The following is a 15,238-nucleotide window of genomic DNA, read 5'->3' as shown; positions in this document are numbered from 1 at the left end:
TAGTTGGCGATCTAAATGATCTGTCCAATCACACCGTGATCAGCGAGTTCATCAGGTATCGCGTCAGGACGGCGATAATGACGCTCATCCAGACGAGAACGACGAAGTGATTCAGTGCGCTCAGGGAGTGGCCCCGGTCGATGACGCGGATCATCATTGAGGAGAGCATAGCGTTGAGCAGAATGGCGATAAAGAGGAAAAATCGAACCTGGTCAATATCGTACACCTGTGGGTGGAGCAAGCCGCTGAGGCCAGCCTGATCGAGTTCGAGATCGCCGGAGATATCCTGTAACAGGCGGACGATTTCGAGCCCGACGAAGAAGGCGAAGGTGCTCGTCGCGGTGATCCCGTAGATCACGCCGATGATCGTCCCCGTTTCCTGGGTCCGCATCTGTCGCAGGTTCAACACCTGCGTGAAGTTCTTCTCGATGAGTTCGCCAAGTTGAATCGGCTCGCCGCCCATCCGCCGACCGACGACGTACATGTCGCTAAAGCGCTGGATCAGGTAGGAACCGGTCTCGGTAGCGAAGTACTTCCAGGCGAGCGTCGAGTTGATCTGCATGGCCAGCCGCAGATAGAGGTTGTTGATCGTCTCCGTAAGCGAGCCGAAGTCCTTCCGGCGCAGCGAAGAGAGGACCGACGACGTCGAGCTCTGTTTGACACTTTCGACCGCGCCAAGCGCGCGGATGAACGAGGGAAACTCGTCGTCACGGTTTTTGACCCGCTGTTCCTCCCGGCGCATGACGAGCCCGCTGATCAACAGCGGCGTGAACGGAATCGCCATGTAGATCGGCTCGGGGAGATCAGTGCCGACCGGCAACACGCCATCGAGCGCGAGATACGTCAGAGCCATCAACAGGAGGCTAAGTCCGATGCTAACGATGATCGAGATCCGAAGCCGAATGTTGCGTTCCAGCGCGATATCGTCGGAGTGGCTCCAGACCGGATCCTGCGGGGCGACGTTGTTCATCACGTAAATGAACGTCACCTGCACGAACAGATACAGCGTCAGCACGGCAGAGAGCGCGATCATCGGGTCGATACCGATGAGGAAGGGAAGCAAGATCGCGAAGACGAGGCCGAACGTGGTCGAGTTGATCACCGACAGGTAGACGTCTTTGATGACGTTGAGCCGTTCTAGCTCGTTCTCATACCGGACCTTGTAGTGCTGGAGGATGTTGTCCTGCTCGTTGATCAGAAAGTCACTCATGGGCTGGCCCGCTCCCACGGTGTAGGCAAGCCGTTCGAGGAAATCCTGCATCAGTGGACTGGAGACGCGTCGTGCGCGAAACCGACAGGCGTCGTCGAGACTCAGGTTCCAGGTGTCGATCAATGCGACGATATGGCCCATCTCGGTCGCGATAGCGTTGTAATCCTCCTCTTTCGAGAGTGTCCGGAACACTTCGACACGATCGATGTTGGTCGTAGAGAGGATCGTGATATGCGTAATAAAGAGGTGGAACTGGTCCCGCACTTCCTTCTGTTGTCGGTCGTTCTGCAGTTTCGGATAGACGAGGGCGATGAACGGAAGAAAGAGCCCAAGAATCAGGAATGGGCCGGTAGCGATCCCCGGCACGGGAAGCAAAAACGGGAGGATGGCAACCGTAATACCGAAGACTACCGAGGGAAACAGAATGACGAGGAGATATCGCTGGATGGACATCTCCATCCCCTCGTACGCCATCAACAGCGATCGCACCGCCTCCTTGAGTTCGACGGAGGAATCATCCTCCGCGTTACGGCTGGTCGCTGTTGCGCTTTCAGAGCTCATTGATATCCGTCACGGTCGTCCTGTCGACCCATTGTATCCCAGGTATGAAACGTTATTCCTCGACTGCCGGGGCGACACCGTCCCTGAGAGACCTGCCAGCACAATCGTGTCAACCACTAGATTGCTTGTGGCGATGCGGTGAGTCCGGTCAGGTCGATCGGCAGCGCCTCGACCCCGTCTCGCTGGAACGTCGCGATCGCATCGTTGACTTCCTCGTATTCGAGGACATCCGCTTCGATCAGGCGCTCGACGATCTGTGCACGTCGGTCCAGTTCGTCGTAGATCTCGCGGGTGTTCTCGTAGCCGAGCAGTTCCGCGATCTGGTTTTCGAGGACGTGAGAGTTGTTCATCCCGGTAAAGACGATCTCGTCGTCGCGGGGATCCCACCGGAAGGCCTGCTGGGTCACGACACCGCCGTCATGTTTCGAGTATCCCTCGATCTCCTGAACGCTGGTAACCCGCCGATAGACATCGTCCCCCTGTTTGACCCTGTTCTGGAACAGCGCGACATCGCAGTTGTCCATGAACGTCTCGGGGACGTTGATCGGCTCACCGGTAAAGCGCTGGATCATCGACACGATGTCGCTGGCGTGGAAGGTAAGCATGACGGGGTGTCCGGTCTGTGCGGCCTGAAACGCCATCTGTCCTTCCGCACCTCGAACCTCGCCCACGATGATGTAGTCAGGGCGAGATCGGAGCGCCGAAGCGACCAGGTCGAACAGGTCGATATCCGAACTGGAGTCTTCCCCCTGACCCTCGCGAGTGAGCAACTGTTGCCAGGTATCGTGTGGTGGAACGACTTCGGCGGTGTCTTCCGCAGTATAGATCTTCGAGTCTCGCGGAATAAACGAGGTAATCGCGTTCAGTGTCGTCGTCTTTCCCGAGGCGGTCTCGCCAACCACGAAGACCGTCTGTTCGTTTTCGAGACAGAGCCAGAGGTAGGCGGCGAGTTTCGGCGAGAGCGTCCCCCACTTTGTGATCTGGAGGACGGACAGCGGAACCTCGTCCCCCTGTCGGATCGTCAGCGAGGGGCCTTGCACCGACACGTCATCGGAGTAGATGATGTTGATACGCGACCCATCGGGCAGCGTCGAGTCGATGATCGGGTTCGAGTCGCTGACCGGCGTGTCCATCCGTTCGCCCATGTTCCGCAACCAGTTCTCGAACTCAGCGGGCGTCCCGAAGTCGACCGTGGTAGGCAACATCCCATAGGTGCCGTGGTCGACGTAACACTGGTCGGTTCCGATGACGTGAATATCCTCGTTCTGTGGGTCCTGCATGACTGGGTTCAGCGGCCCGAGTCCGACGATATCGCGCTGTAGCTGGTAGCGGATCTTCTGGTAGGTGTCGGGCGCGACGGTGATGCGTGTCCCGAGCAGTTGCTGGAGCGCGCCGGTCGCGACCCCGCCGACGTGTGTGACGCTCTCGAGTAGTTCGTCGATGTGCTCGATGAACTGCTCGTCGTCCGTCGGGGCGGGCTTGTTGACGCTCTTTTCGAGGATCCGTTGTCGCACGTCGTCGAAAACGGCCTGTTCGTCGGCATTGAGTGTCGGTTCGACAACGTAGTACGTCAACGGCTGGCCGACATCGCCGTGAACGTGACAGAAGACTGCATGCTCACTCTGGGTGGGGTAGATGACGTTCGGTCTGGCGACCTCGTGTTCGTCCTCCAGCGTCTCGGTATACATCGGGTACTCCCCATGGATATCCCGATAGTATTCGAGATGCTCGTCGAGATGGGGATGCTCGTGTGCGAGCGCGCCAAGTTGTCCTGACAGGTTCGCAGTTCCGAGTTCCGTCATCTCAGGCCACCGTCCGTGTCACGATCGTGATCCCGCGGCCGGACTGGACTGCGTAGCCGATGTTGTCATCGACCTGATTGCCCATCTCCGCGAACTTCTTGACGACGATGTTGCGTCGGACTTCGCTCCCGACACTTTCCATCTCCAGTGACAGGTAGACATCGGCGGCGTTCCGGAGAGGTCTGAGAGCCGTCCGGGACAGCGAATCCGGATTGACGGTCAGGATCAGCGTTTTGTCCTGGTTGACGATCTGTCGGAAGTAGGTGATCATGTTCTGCATGATATCGTCGGCGTCGCCGTGTTCACTGATCGCCTCGTAGTGGGGATCGTGAAGCAGGATGGCGTCGAATCCGTCGAAGATGACGACATCACTTTCCCACATCGTCTCGGCCTGCATGAGCTTCGTGATGAGTTCGCGTCCACCCGCTTCCTCGGGACCCGGTCGCTGGTTGATCGTATCTCTGGTGTCGACATCCGCGTGCAAGAACAGCAACTGCTCACGGAGCAGATGATCGACAATATCGTAGTCCATCGACCCCATCTGTTTTATCAGGCTACCCGCGGTCAGTTCGGCGGAGACGTAGGTGACGTACGTATCGCTCTCACAGAGTCCATAACAGAACCGCTGAGCGAACACGCTCTTGCCAGCGCCGTGGCTCCCTTCCAGCAGGACGATACTTCCTTTCGGGAACCCGCCACCGAAGGCCGGGTTTACCCGATCGCGCTCCTCGAGTCCGAGTTCGTATAGGCTTACCATGAGTTATTCATCCAGATAGAACCGTAGCGTATCTTCGTTAGATCTGACCCGCACCGTTGCCCGGTGATCTCCGGCATCGAGGGGTTCGTTCACGGTCATCCGCACAACGTCGCCTTCGCCCCACACCGTGGATCCTTCGCTACCGATCACGTCGACGTCGACACCGTTCTGATACTGCCCGTTGATCAGCACGTCGAGATCGCTGCTGTCAGTGTGTGTCGGACGATTCCCGGTGTTTTTCACGAGGAGGGTAACTTCGCCGTTGCCGTCCTCATCGGTCGAGTAGATCGAGTCGGGACTTCCCGCGTCACTGATAATACTGATGTCGGTTTCGATGTCCTGAGCAACGCTGTCACCTCGTTCGTCTAACGAGACGCTCATACTTTCGACGTTGACGGTCAGCGTCGTCGCAACGCCGACGGCCACAGTGAGCGCGGCGATGAAGATGATCAGATGGGACACAGAAACGCTCGCCACGTCAGGTTTCCTCCTCGATATCTTCGGTCGAATCCTGTACGCCGGTCTGAGTAGCGATGACGACTCTGTCCGGGGCCGTCTCGACGTTCGGCACCTCTATTTCGAGGCCCTCACCGCCGACCCACAGGTCGCGGTTCTGGTCGCCCTCGACCCACGTCGTCCGCTCGGCCGGAAGCTCGCCGTCGATCAGGAGATGAGTCTTCGATACGTCGAGTGTCACTGTACCGGAGTTGTCCACGTGGACCGTCAAACTGTCGGCCGAATCGTTATAGGTCGCCGAGTGTATATCGACACCGCTGTTCCTCGCGTCGATGATACGATCCTGTCGGTCATCACTAGCTTCCGATATCTGCAGAGTGGAGCCTTCAACGGCGGGATACAACAACCCGAGGCTGATGAGCGCACCGATTGCGACGACTGCGACCGCGGCACTGGTGCTGAATCCCATGTACCGTCACCTCACCTGCTCCGACTGCTCCAGTTGTGCCTGCTGTGAGAGTCTGGCGATGTATTTGAAACTCCGATCGTGAACGTCAGTGTTGAGATCGTTTTGTGGTGGCGTATCGGGGTCACAGTGTGCGCCGCTGAGCATGACCTCCAGATCCCGCTTGACCGGTTCGCTAATCCAGTCGATACGGTCGTAATGATCCAGCGCTTTCAGTGCGCCTTCCTGACCCGAGCGATCGACGAGCATCGTCAACCACTCCATGAGCAATACTTCGGTCGCGTAGGTGGCCGCAAACCGCGTCAGGTACGGCCCGTCATCGGTGTTCGGCGGTCGTGTTGATGTGGATGTCGGCTCCGTGGCTGTCGTTCGAACCGGTTGTTCCGATGCTGGCTCGAACGTCGGTTCCGGCTCCGGGGAACGTTCACTGGACTGGCCAGGATCGGTCTCTTCCGTCTCGGTGTCCCATGCATCCTCGTTTTCAGTCTCGTCTTCGGGGCCGGGGATAACGCCGAACTTCGATTCGGACTCGTCAGGCTGCTCGATATCGCCTTCCCAGTCGCCCGTAAACGGATTGACGCTCTCTGTGAGGTGATCGTAGACGCCGAGCAGGGTCGCGTTGTGCTCTTCGATTCTATCTAGTCGTTCGCCGACGTTCACCTGTTCGCTTTCAAGTCCATCGATGCTGGCACTGTTCTGTTCGACCTGATTACGGACCCCGCTGAGTTCGTGTTCGAGATCGGCGATATCGTCGGTGAGTTCGCTCGAACCGTCGTCACCGCCGCCGAAAAGCCCGCCGGATGACGAGGACTCCCTGGTCTCTTTTTCTTCGGAGACATCTTCCTCTTCGTCCTCGTCGTCAAGCGGCTCCTGTGGGCCGGCATCGGGGTCGTCTGGACCGCCGGGTGAGAGCGCGTCCAACCCCAATTCGTCCAGAATGGTTCCTATATTCATAAGTGGGCTATTGAAAGTTATAACTCCCTAGTAGATACGCAAGAATAAGTTGCGTACCTAATCAAAGAGGCTCAAACCAACGGGTGCTATAGTTGACTACCGAACCAGCAGACAGCGAGTTAACACGACTCACGAATTGAGGTCAGCTTCGGCAAGTAGCGCCGATATCGTCGCTGCAGGCGCGTTATCGTCGTCGATCGTACTGGCGTACCAGGTGAGAAGCTCCTCGAAGACAGTAATCCGGTCGTCAGCGGCGATCCGTCGTTCGGCGATCCCATCGTCGGTCTTCAGCAACACGTCGATGGCATGTGAGCGGTCCATATGTTCCAGCGCAACTCCACGTGCGGAAGGTGAAAAGGCTGTTTCACCGTTCAGTTCATCGTGTCGCTCGTCCGACGCGGAGCCGTCCCGCCGTGAGGGCGAGTCGGACGATGTCTCGTCCGGCTCACGAGCAGCGGTGGCGGCTGCCTTCTCGGGCTCTCCCGCCCCCTGCTGACTCTCCGACGCAGCATACTCCCGAGGACCAGTATCGGGTGCCGACGGCCCGGACTCGTCCACAGAAGAAGTTGGCTCGCCCGACGGATTGACCACGAACCGGTTCTCTTCGATCTGCTCGACGCCAGCTTCCGCTTCCAGCTCGAGCTCCTCGGGTGTAAGCACGGTCGGGTCCCGCTCGTCGTCCGGCTCCTCTGTCATAGCCTGTCTACCTTCAGGCTCTACCATACTATACTTTGCCGCCAGCAAGGACAATCATGCATCCGGACGCCCATGGCACACACAGCGTCCGAACGCATTTAACCTGTGCCTACGTATCCGGTCCAGTACGTGAACCCGCCGAACGAGGGTCCTCCCCAGGGATCATATATAACCCGCCGGCGTACACTCGGAGGCGACAGCGACGGATACGATCCCCGGCGTGATCTCACTCTTATCGCCATCGCAGTGCTCGTGTTCGGAACACTCACGGTCGGCGTTCTCGGGTTCGGAGCAACGCCGGTCCTCGACGACGGTGACGATGACGGGACGGTGTTCCCGGTTCAGGACTGGCGTGACGACGGGCCCGAAGAGGTCCAGCTCGTCGTCGAGGCAAATCGGAGCGAGATCACTCCCGGTGATACTGCCGAGTTCACAGTTACCTACGAGAACGAGACGGCCGCGACGGACGCCACAGTGCAGGCAGACGGCACGGAATACGATCTTGACGGGGCGGGCCAAACTACTATCACCTTCGACCGTGGCGGGGAGTTCACCGTCCGGGCCGAGCGAGAAGGGACTGACCAGACCCAGTATATTTCCGATGCCATGATCATCTCGGTCGAGCGATTCGAGATCGACCTCTTGCTCGACGCCGACGAGGAGGAGATCACTGCGGGCGACGAAGTGACGTTCTCGCTCCAGCGATCGGACACCGGTGAGGCGGTTTCCGGTAGCGTCACCGTCGACGGCGAGGATCACGAGACGAACGAGGTCGGACGTGTTACCATTCCGTTCGATCAGAGCGGCACCTTCGAGGCGACAGGGTCCGCCCCGGATACCGACACAGAGACGTTCCGCGACGGACCGACAACGATCTCCGTCGAGCCACGAACGGTCGGATTATCGCTATCCCAGAATATTGAAGAGCCGAGAGTCGGCGACGATGTGACGATTGAGATCCGTCGAACGGATACTGACGAACCGGTCAACGCGACCGTCGATGTCGACGGCGAGCAGCGGATCGCCGACGAGGGGGTGCTATCGCTTACCGCGGATCGTGCGACACAGCTCGATATCTCGGCCACTGCACCCGATACCGACAGCGAGACGTTCGAGACGGTGACGGAGACGGTCCGATTCGCCCGACACGAAGCACCGCTGGCCCTTCAGCCCAACCAGACGACGGTCGAGCGCGGAGAGGCGGTCGAGTTTACGGGCATCCGAACGGATACCGACGAGCCGGTTCCCGGAACACTCTCCGTGGACGATCGCACCGCGTGGCTCGACTGGCAGGGAACCACCTCTCTGACGTTCGATGAGGCCGGGACTGTTCCGGTCACGCTCGCACGCGCGAACACGACAACGCACACGTTCCCGAGCGACGAGGTGACGATCACCGTACTGGACACCCAGTACGAAATCGACGGTATCGATGCGCCCGAACGGGTCGATCGCGGGGACGAGGCGGTCGTCGAGGCGACGATCCACAACACGGGCAGCGACGACGGGACGCCAACGGTCGGCTACGTGTTCGACGGGGACGAGCAGACGACCCAGTCACTCGAAATCGGCAGTGACGAACGTGAAACTGTTACGTTCGAGGTTCCGACCAATCTCGATCCCGGCGAGCACGAACACGCCGTAACGACACGGGACGAGGACGCATCAATGACGATCGTAATCGAAGACGGTGACACCTGACCGATCAGTCGTTTGACCTGACGCTCTGACGTATATAATTCTATTAGAGTATAATCCCGGATTACTGGCTCAAAACTGTTTTTAAAAATTCTAAGCCCTCTCAAGGGATTTATAAAACATCATAGGGTCCCTTTGATGGTGTAAAACGGGACGAAATAGCGGAAACGCTCAACCCCCTATAAGATACAGTACCTCGTTGGAGCAAACCGAGCTGGGAAACTCATGTCAAGCCCCTCCATTCAACACGAGACGGGATCGGTCGCAGGCGAGTCCACTGACAGTAGCTTCCGGGAATGGTTCGCAGATCAACTGGCTGATCGGGTGTACGCGGCTGGCTTCTGGACCGCCGTGGTGCTCCCGTTTCTCCACGTCCCGATGCTGGCAACGGGCCTCGATACCGGCGGTGAGGTGCTGACGTTCCTCGGACTGCTCGCCCTGAACGCCCTTGCACTGCTCGTCGGCTATCCTCACAAGCAGTAGCTCCCAGCCGCCTTTCCCCCGGCTTCACGTGCCATCCGACCGTGAACTTAAGTTGCCCTGTACTCTGAGGGCTAGTATGGCCGCGCATGGCCGGCCCGCACTGCGAGACCTGTTCGACGAGTCACCGACGCCGCATATCGCGCACCCGCCGCGGACTCATCATCGAGACTTCTACGTGGCGACAGACGGCTCCTATCGCAAGGAGAGCGGCGGCCTCGGCGTCGTAATCGAAACACGTGAAGGAAAGCGGGTGGCGAGACTGTCGCTCCCACAGCCCGTCCCGGATAACAACGTCGCCGAGTATCGGGCGCTCCATCTCGGGCTCGACGTGCTGGCCACTCGCTCCCCACCGAACGCGCGCGTCGGCGTCCTCGTCGACCACGACGAGCTCGCCGGAAACGTCAACAACGCCATCCTCGCGACGCAGCATCCCGACGGCAAGCCACCGCATCCGCTCTCGCCGCCACAGAACACGACGAACCACTGGCGGGGAATCCGCGCCCGACTCTCGGGCTTCGGGGAAGTACGGGCCGCCCGCATCAACAGCGAGGACAATCCGGCACACCCGCTCGCGAACGCGCCCGACCAGTACGCTCACGTTAACCACGAACCAGACCGCTGCGTACTGCCCGGCTCTGCCGAGTCGCCGACGAGCGAGTTCCCCCCACCGTCGCGGGCGGATCGACACGCGAGCGACTAGCCATCCGTGAGCAACTGACCAACGACCGGTTTTTTATCACGAGATCGCTACCCGTACCGACCGGGCTGCAGATTTCAGTTAAAAAGGACACTTCGTGGTCGATAGCGGCTCTGCCGGGCAACCGCGCGGCAACGCTCTCCCGACCCGCTTTCTCTACTCGTTCTGTGCGTCGACGACCGCAACCCCGGCCAGATTCACGATATCCTTGACCTCGTCGTCGCGCTGCAGGACGTGGACCGGCTTGTCCATCCCGACGAGCATCGGGCCGATGGCTTCCGCACCGCCGAGACGCTGGAGCAGTTTGTAGCTGATATTACCCGCTTCTAGGTTCGGAAAGACGAGCACGTTGGCCGGTTCGTCGAGCTCGGAGAACTCGTAGGTACCGTGAAGCATCTCCTCGACGACGGCGGTATCGGCCTGCATCTCGCCATCGACCGGGAAGTCGATCGCAGGGTCCTCCTGGAGCCGTCGTGCGGCTTCGCGGGATCTGTTCGGTCCCTCGTTGTCGACGCTCCCGAAGTTCGAGTACGAGAGCAGTGCCGCGCGCGGTTCGATGTTGAAGCTCCGGGCGAGTTCGGCAGTGTGTTCGGTCACCTCGGCCAGCACGTCCTCGTCGGGGTTCTGATTAACCGTCGCGTCGGCGATGAAGATGACCCGGTTCTTGAACGTCAGCATGTAGACGCCCGCGGCGTACTCCGCGTCCTCTGCGGTGCCGACGATCTGGAGCGGCGGGCGGAGCGCGGAGGGGTAGTGGTGGGTCAGCCCAGACAGCATTGCGTCCGCGTCGCCGGACTCGACCATCACCGACGCGAAGTAGTTGCTGTCCCGGATCATATCTTCGGCTTCGCTTCTGGTGACGCCTTTGCGCTGGCGGAGTTCGTAGAGCCGGTCGACGTACTCCTCGTAGTCGTCTGTTTCGGGATCGACGATCTCGGGGTCGAACTCCAGACCGAGCTCGAGCGCCGTCCGCTCGATCTGATCGCGGTTGCCGATCAACACCGGTTCGGCGATCTGCTGTTCCTGTAGCTGGTAGGACGCACGGATTATCTTCTCGTCGCCCCCCTCGGCCAGCGCGACGCGCTGTGGGTTGCTCTTTGCCTTGTTGAGGACGACCCGCATCATCTCACGGGACTTGCCGAGGCGGGCTTCCAGTTGCTCGACGTACTGTGGAATGTCGATGTCGGTACGCGCCGCACCGCTGTCCATCGCCGCCTGTGCGACGGCGGGGGCGACCTCGAACAGCACCCGCGGGTCAAGCGGCTTCGGGATGATGTAGTCCGGCCCGAACTGGATCGGCTCATCGCCATAGGCCTTGACGACCGCGTCCGGGACATCCTGACGCGCGAGCTCGGCCAGCGCTTCGGAGGCCGCGACTTTCATTTCCTCGTTGATCTCGCTTGCACGGACGTCGAGGGCACCACGGAACAGGAACGGGAAACCGAGCACGTTGTTGACCTGATTGGGGTAATCGGAGCGACCGGTCGCCATGATGACCGAGTCATCGCGGGCCGCTTTGGCGTCCTCGTAACTGATTTCCGGATCGGGGTTCGCCATCGCGAAGACGATCGGGTCGGCGGCCATCGAGCGCAACATCTCCTGGCTGACGATCCCGCCAACCGACAGGCCGACGAACACGTCGGCTTCCACCAGAGCGTCGGCGAGATCCCCATCGGGGACATCGCGGGCGAACTCCTGTTTGTACTCGTTGATCTCGCCGTCATCCACACGGTCCTCGGTGATGATCCCCGAGGAGTCACACATCAGAATGTTCTCGCGTTTGACGCCTAGTGAAACGTAAAACCGGGCGGTGGAGATCGCGCTCGCACCGGCTCCTGAAAAGACCACTTTCAGCTCTCCGACATCCTTGTCGGCGACTCTGCAGGCGTTCAACAGGGCAGCACCACTGATGATCGCCGTCCCGTGCTGGTCGTCGTGAAACACGGGAACGTCCATCCGCTCGCTCAACTGCCGTTCGATCTCGAAACAGTCCGGCGCAGCGATATCTTCGAGGTTGATACCGCCGAAGGTCGGCTCCATCGCGACGACCGTCTCGACAAAACTCTCGGGATCCGAATGGTCGAGCTCGACGTCGAACACGTCGATATCGGCGAACCGCTTGAACAGCACACCTTTGCCCTCCATGACGGGTTTCGACGCCGCCGGACCGATGTCGCCCAGTCCGAGCACGGCAGAACCGTTCGAGATCACGCCGACCAGATTTCCTTTGGCCGTATATTTGTATGCGTCCTCTGCACTGTCGCGGATCTTCCGGCAGGGTGCCGCCACGCCGGGGGAGTACGCCAGACTCAGATCGCGCTGAGTGTTCGTCGGCTTCGTCGTCGATATCTCGATCTTCCCCGGTGGGTCCTCCTCGTGATACTCCAGTGAGTCTTCGTCCATTCCCATGAGATGTGTACCCTCACACCGAAGCGTAAAAAATTGATCGAACGGTTCAATCGACAGCTGTCGAAAAACGCAATAAGAGACGTCGTATGACCATATTTTGTTATGTGATTATTCTTCGTTGCTATTGAGGATCGCCGGACGTTCGAGGGTCACGCCATAGCCGTGTGCATCGACCTCGATCGTCGGCCACCGGCCGGTATCAGTCAGCACCTCGAAACCATCGCCGGTGACGAGTACGGTATCCTCGCTCTTTGCGCCCTGCACGGTCGGGTTCCAGGCATACGCCATCGGCGTGTGTACCGGCGCATCGTTGTTCGGCGTTGCGATCCATTCCCGACCTGCAAAGCCCGCTGCTCCACCCTGGTGGTGTTCACGCCACTCCCCCTCGTGTCCCATGGCAGCATAGGCGTCCTGTATCGCGGCGAAAACATCGCCCGCAGTTCCTTCCTCCGCGCGGTTACCGGCCGCCTGCGTCGCCGCGAGCGCAGTTGTTTCGACCGTCATCGCGGCATCGTGGCGCTCCTCGAGCCACTCCGGTGGATCGAAGGCGACCGCCCGGGTACACGAAGCGTGAAGCCCTGCTTTCTCTGCGGTCACCGACAGCAGCGCGTACTCGCCCAGTTCGACCGGCTGGGGCGTGTAGTGGCGGTACTGCTGGGCGCGCTCGCTACCGCCGACGAGCGCAACAGGGGCCTCTATCCCGCGGGCCGACAGCGCGACCCGCAGGGCCGCTGCCGCTTCCCGTTCGGTGTCGTCCGGCTGAAGTTCGCGAGCCACTGACTCGATCGCTGCTGCCGTTTCCCGACCGAGATTGCGGTACGCGTCGATATCGCTCTCGGTTAGCGGCTGTCGAAGTTCGCGCGCATCGACCGAGGAGAAGCCGGGGACCTCGAAGTCGGCCGCCGCGGAGCCGTCGGCTTCGGCCGCGACTGCTTCCGCCAGCGATCCGGTATGCCACTCGAACTCGATGACAGTGACGTCCTCGGCCAGTTCCTCCTCTCGAAGCCGTTCCGCTTCGATGTCGTCCGTTACCACGACGAGATCCTCTCCGTTGTAGCCTGCGGCGGCGACGCCGATATCGCCTGCCCTGTCGACGACGTTGTTGCCGCCGGTGAGCCACGCGAACGAGTTCGGGCGGGCGAACCAGACGGAGTCCAGATCGTTCGATTCGAGATACGCGTCGAGACGGTCCTCTCGCATACGCCGGACATCAACGGCAGGGCTATTAGGAACGTCGAAGCCGATCGGTGAGCGCCACGACCGCCCCGGATTTGGTCAGGTCTAAGTACGCGAAACCCTGAGGTCCGATCGTGATGGATTCGGATACATCAGGGCCTGATGAGGACGGGCTGTTCTCGTTCCCCCGTCTGCTCACCGTGGCGGCCGGACTTACGTTCTCGCTGATTCTGATCGGCATCTACACCGCAGTCGCTGGAGCCGGTCTGACCTGTGAGGGACGCTGGCCGCTGTGTGACGGCTGGCTGGGGCTGTTCCCGGCGAACTGGCCGAGCTTTATCGAATGGTTCCACCGGCTCATCGCGTTGCCAACCGGGTTTCTCCTGCTTGGACTGGCCGTCTCGGCGTGGCGTGGAGGGCGGTCGAAACGGGTTCGCTACGCGCTGACTGCAGCGGTCGCTATCCTCCCCTCCCAGATCGTTCTGGGCGGACTGACCGTCCTCGAGTACGAGGTACTGTATCTCACCGCTCACTTCCTGACGGCGATACTCATCTTTGCGCTAGTCATCGCGGCGACTGCGTGGTCCCTCGAATCACGGTTCGAGCGTCCCCCGCGGCTCGCAGCGCTCGCAGTAGGTGCGCTCGTTCCCCCTTTCGTCGTCGCGACGCCGTTCGTGATCAGCATCGGTTCAATGCGGCTGCACATGCTGTACTACGGCGTTGGGCTCCTCGCGTTCAGCGCCCTGATCGCGCTGGCTCTCTGGGTTCGGGACGGTGCCGAGTTGGACGGGACTGAACGCCGCATCGCCGCCGCTGCCGGCGCGGGGACGGTCGTTCTCGGCCTGACGATGCTCCAGCTTCGGCTTCCGGCAAGCCCGACAGAGATGGCGCAGGTTTCGGGAAGCGCTGCGCTCGTCGCCGTGCTTTCACTGCTTGCTGTCTGGTGGACTCTCAGGTTTGTCGAGATGACGCCGGCCGATCGCCCGTTGTAGCTGACCAGCTCCGGATCCTTCTGTACACTCTGTCCCGAGTGTCGGGGGCGATATCTGTGCGAAACGGAAGGAACTTCCCAGCCCAGAGCAAAGCGAGGGTATGAGCCAGCAGACGGACGTGACGGAGACCGAGACCGCTTCGGTCGTCGTCGTCGATTACGGTCTGGGGAACCTGCGGAGCGTCACGCGCGGTCTGGAGCGCGTGGGCGCAACGGTCGAGATAACTGACGATCCGGACGCGTTCGAGGCGGCTGACGGGATCGTCCTCCCCGGCGTCGGCGCGTTCCGCGAGGGCGTCGAGAACGCTGGACCGTACCGCGAGGCGCTGCACGAGGCGGCCGAGCGCGGCCAGCCGCTGTTCGGGATCTGTCTCGGCATGCAGATGTTGTTGACCGACAGCGAGGAGGCCGACCACGCGGGCGAAGGGGACGTCAGGGGGCTCGATCTGATCCCCGGCACGAACCTCAAGTTCGATCAGGGCCAGAAAGTCCCCCAGATGGGCTGGAACGAGTTGAACGTCGAGCGCGAGCATCCACTCGTCGAGGGAATCGACACCGTTGCGTCGGAGACGCAACGAGCAGACGGAAAAGACAGTTCCGTCGACGGGGAGTACGCCTACTTCGTCCACTCCTACTACGCCGAGCCGGATTCCGAGGAGGCGGTCGTCGCCACGACCGACTACGGCCTCGATTTCCCGAGCATCGTCGCCAACGAGGCGGGCAACGTCTTTGGGACGCAGTTCCACCCTGAAAAGAGCGGAGAGACGGGGTTACAGATCCTCCGGAACTTCGTGGAGATCTGTCTCGAGGAGTAGTACTGCGAGCGAGCCGCTTTTGCGCCCACGGGTTTCGGCGAGCGGTTCGCTCGCGGGGTGAGCGAAC

General features: G+C 60.6%; 14 protein-coding genes. 5 read left to right on the top strand and 9 right to left on the bottom strand.

Features of this window, described 5'->3' with window-relative positions; translation table 11 throughout:
- Positions 1-28: 28 nt before the first annotated feature.
- From arlJ to AArcS_RS11940, 7 genes are all read right to left on the bottom strand, one after another.
- A complete protein-coding gene (gene arlJ, locus AArcS_RS11970) occupies positions 29-1,771 on the bottom strand; it encodes an archaellar assembly protein ArlJ/FlaJ (RefSeq protein ID WP_238477653.1) in 1,743 nt (580 codons plus the stop codon).
- Between the two features lie 116 nt (positions 1,772-1,887).
- Positions 1,888-3,573 carry an archaellum flagellar ATPase motor FlaI gene (flaI, locus tag AArcS_RS11965; protein WP_238477652.1) on the bottom strand — a complete coding sequence of 562 codons (1,686 nt, stop codon included), beginning with the start codon at positions 3,571-3,573 and terminating at the stop codon, positions 1,888-1,890.
- 1 nt (position 3,574) lies between these two features.
- Positions 3,575-4,330 (bottom strand): archaellum protein ArlH, encoded by a 756-nt coding sequence (gene arlH, locus AArcS_RS11960; protein ID WP_238477651.1) that lies wholly within the window; start codon positions 4,328-4,330, stop codon positions 3,575-3,577.
- Between the two features lie 3 nt (positions 4,331-4,333).
- Positions 4,334-4,807, bottom strand: coding sequence for an archaellum stator protein ArlG (gene arlG, locus AArcS_RS11955; RefSeq protein WP_238477650.1), 474 nt, complete (start codon positions 4,805-4,807; stop codon positions 4,334-4,336).
- A gap of 1 nt (position 4,808) precedes the next feature.
- The gene (gene arlF, locus AArcS_RS11950; protein ID WP_238477649.1) at positions 4,809-5,255 is read right to left on the bottom strand and encodes an archaellum stator protein ArlF; all 447 of its coding nucleotides are present in this window, start codon (positions 5,253-5,255) and stop codon (positions 4,809-4,811) included.
- 6 nt (positions 5,256-5,261) lie between these two features.
- The gene (locus AArcS_RS11945) at positions 5,262-6,206 is read right to left on the bottom strand and encodes a FlaD/FlaE family flagellar protein (RefSeq protein WP_238477648.1); all 945 of its coding nucleotides are present in this window, start codon (positions 6,204-6,206) and stop codon (positions 5,262-5,264) included.
- Positions 6,207-6,335: 129 nt separating this feature from the next.
- Entirely contained in the window at positions 6,336-6,902 is a 567-nt protein-coding gene (locus tag AArcS_RS11940; protein ID WP_238477647.1) for a DUF7500 family protein, read from the bottom strand.
- 252 nt (positions 6,903-7,154) lie between these two features.
- On the opposite strand from AArcS_RS11940, the gene AArcS_RS11935 reads away from it, so the two are divergent.
- From AArcS_RS11935 to AArcS_RS11925, 3 genes are all read left to right on the top strand, one after another.
- On the top strand, positions 7,155-8,603 hold the full coding sequence (locus AArcS_RS11935) for a hypothetical protein (protein WP_238477646.1): 1,449 nt from the start codon (positions 7,155-7,157) through the stop codon (positions 8,601-8,603).
- Positions 8,604-8,825: 222 nt separating this feature from the next.
- A complete protein-coding gene (locus AArcS_RS11930; protein ID WP_238477645.1) occupies positions 8,826-9,083 on the top strand; it encodes a DUF8028 family protein in 258 nt (85 codons plus the stop codon).
- A gap of 76 nt (positions 9,084-9,159) precedes the next feature.
- Complete coding sequence (locus tag AArcS_RS11925) at positions 9,160-9,783, top strand: reverse transcriptase-like protein (RefSeq protein WP_238477644.1); 624 nt, start codon at positions 9,160-9,162, stop codon at positions 9,781-9,783.
- A 153-nt stretch (positions 9,784-9,936) separates the two neighbouring features.
- On the opposite strand, the gene AArcS_RS11920 is transcribed toward AArcS_RS11925, so the two are convergent.
- On the bottom strand, positions 9,937-12,189 hold the full coding sequence (locus tag AArcS_RS11920) for an NADP-dependent malic enzyme (RefSeq protein ID WP_238477643.1): 2,253 nt from the start codon (positions 12,187-12,189) through the stop codon (positions 9,937-9,939).
- 108 nt (positions 12,190-12,297) lie between these two features.
- Positions 12,298-13,389: a M24 family metallopeptidase gene (locus tag AArcS_RS11915; protein WP_238477642.1), complete on the bottom strand. Its 1,092-nt coding sequence runs from the start codon at positions 13,387-13,389 to the stop codon at positions 12,298-12,300.
- A 113-nt stretch (positions 13,390-13,502) separates the two neighbouring features.
- Here AArcS_RS11915 and AArcS_RS11910 point away from each other — a divergent pair, with 113 nt between their 5' ends.
- Positions 13,503-14,357, top strand: a complete 855-nt coding sequence (locus AArcS_RS11910) for a COX15/CtaA family protein (protein ID WP_238477641.1) — start codon at positions 13,503-13,505, stop codon at positions 14,355-14,357.
- 100 nt (positions 14,358-14,457) lie between these two features.
- Positions 14,458-15,171 (top strand): imidazole glycerol phosphate synthase subunit HisH, encoded by a 714-nt coding sequence (gene hisH / locus AArcS_RS11905; RefSeq protein ID WP_238477640.1) that lies wholly within the window; start codon positions 14,458-14,460, stop codon positions 15,169-15,171.
- Positions 15,172-15,238: the final 67 nt, after the last annotated feature.

It is taken from the genome of Natranaeroarchaeum sulfidigenes, assembly GCF_017094485.1.
GTDB classification, from domain to species: Archaea; Halobacteriota; Halobacteria; order Halobacteriales; family Natronoarchaeaceae; genus Natranaeroarchaeum; species Natranaeroarchaeum sulfidigenes.
This window is presented reverse-complemented; position numbering and strand designations above follow the sequence as displayed.

Coding starts and splice junctions, on each gene's coding strand:
- arlJ (WP_238477653.1), bottom strand. CDS start 1,771: ATGAGCTCTGAAAGCGCAACAGCGACCAGCCGTAACGCGGAGGATGAT.
- flaI (WP_238477652.1), bottom strand. CDS start 3,573: ATGACGGAACTCGGAACTGCGAACCTGTCAGGACAACTTGGCGCGCTC.
- arlH (WP_238477651.1), bottom strand. CDS start 4,330: ATGGTAAGCCTATACGAACTCGGACTCGAGGAGCGCGATCGGGTAAAC.
- arlF (WP_238477649.1), bottom strand. CDS start 5,255: ATGGGATTCAGCACCAGTGCCGCGGTCGCAGTCGTCGCAATCGGTGCG.
- AArcS_RS11945 (WP_238477648.1), bottom strand. CDS start 6,206: ATGAATATAGGAACCATTCTGGACGAATTGGGGTTGGACGCGCTCTCA.
- AArcS_RS11940 (WP_238477647.1), bottom strand. CDS start 6,902: ATGACAGAGGAGCCGGACGACGAGCGGGACCCGACCGTGCTTACACCC.
- AArcS_RS11930 (WP_238477645.1), top strand. CDS start 8,826: ATGTCAAGCCCCTCCATTCAACACGAGACGGGATCGGTCGCAGGCGAG.
- AArcS_RS11925 (WP_238477644.1), top strand. CDS start 9,160: ATGGCCGCGCATGGCCGGCCCGCACTGCGAGACCTGTTCGACGAGTCA.
- AArcS_RS11920 (WP_238477643.1), bottom strand. CDS start 12,189: ATGGGAATGGACGAAGACTCACTGGAGTATCACGAGGAGGACCCACCG.
- AArcS_RS11915 (WP_238477642.1), bottom strand. CDS start 13,389: ATGCGAGAGGACCGTCTCGACGCGTATCTCGAATCGAACGATCTGGAC.
- AArcS_RS11910 (WP_238477641.1), top strand. CDS start 13,503: ATGGATTCGGATACATCAGGGCCTGATGAGGACGGGCTGTTCTCGTTC.
- hisH (WP_238477640.1), top strand. CDS start 14,458: ATGAGCCAGCAGACGGACGTGACGGAGACCGAGACCGCTTCGGTCGTC.